2 protein-coding genes are annotated in these 1,183 nt (G+C 53.1%); one reads left to right on the top strand and one right to left on the bottom strand.

All coding sequences use genetic code 11. From position 1 onward, the window contains the following. On the bottom strand, nucleotides 1-177 hold a 177-nt coding region (locus A3730_RS02605; protein ID WP_156500830.1), incomplete at its 3' end, for a helix-turn-helix transcriptional regulator. A 250-nt stretch (nucleotides 178-427) separates the two neighbouring features. On the opposite strand from A3730_RS02605, the gene A3730_RS02600 reads away from it, so the two are divergent. After that, complete coding sequence (locus A3730_RS02600; RefSeq protein ID WP_063509630.1) at nucleotides 428-988, top strand: DUF4339 domain-containing protein; 561 nt, start codon at nucleotides 428-430, stop codon at nucleotides 986-988. Nucleotides 989-1,183 lie beyond the last annotated feature (195 nt).

The following is a 1,183-nucleotide window of genomic DNA, read 5'->3' as shown; positions in this document are numbered from 1 at the left end:
ATCCAGCGATACACCGAGGACCGCCTTCAACTTCGGCAGTAAACGAAATCCGGGCGAATCACGGCCATTTTCCCAAGCGGATATCGTGGATTTGGTCACATGAAGCTCGTCGCCCAACTGCTCCTGGGTCAGACCCAACGCCAACCGTGCCGCCTTCAGGCGCTCGGGGAAGCTCATCACGCCCACTCCATCAATCTGATAGAGCAACGCTACGGCAGTGCCATACCTCTGTCGTACCGGAATACTTGACCCCCAAGGTGCAGCATTGCAATACTTTGCGAGTCTTGAATTACATAACACTCAAACTGAGACACACCTTCCAAACCAACGGACACAGCGCCTGGGGGAGACCGCTCTTCCCAGGCACAGCACTCGACCTGTGCTTGGCTAAAAACCATGGAAGGACAGCCACTACAAGGAATGAACAATGGAAAACAGCACCACGGGGAACGAGATCTGGTTCTACGAACTCAACGGAGAAAGGAAGGGGGGCGTTTCTGAAACCGATCTCATCACCCTGATCAGCAACGGCACACTACGCCACGGATCATCCGTCTGGAAGAAGGGGTTCGCGGACTGGACCAACATCGAAGATACCCAGCTTCGGGAACACCTTGATGATACGACCCCACCGCCGCTAACCGGAGCCAAAGTCAACAACACCGTTGTATGGATTCTGGCGTTTGCCCCACTGATCGGCCTCACCCTGGAATACTTTGTGGCCTACATGGTTCACAGCAGCGAGTACCGTGCCGAGCAAGCCGTTGCCAGCGGCCATTTCATTTACATCACTCTCATACTCAATATCGCCCTGTCTTTCCTGGATGAAAAGAGACTCAAGAAAGCCGGCACTGATACCAGCACATTTGGTGGATGGGTGTGGCTGGTGCCCGTCTATCTCTACCAACGAACCCAAGCCCTGAAGCAGAACCTGGCGTACTTCATCGTCTGGATCGTCTGTTTCCTCTTAATTGTGGTTGGTGCTTAAGCCAATCACCTCATGGAAAGATTTTAAAAGAGAACCATCATGAAAAACCTCAAAGCAGCCCTAGCATGCATTTCCCTGGCCGCCCTATCCGGGTGCTCTTCTGAAATAGACGTCATCCGGGAGGGGCGTCTTGAATTACTCCCTGAATATACGGTTGGCCAGGCGCTGGATAACCGTAAGCTTTGTGAGAGCACA

Source organism: Alcanivorax sp. HI0044 (assembly GCF_001634945.1).
This window is presented reverse-complemented; position numbering and strand designations above follow the sequence as displayed.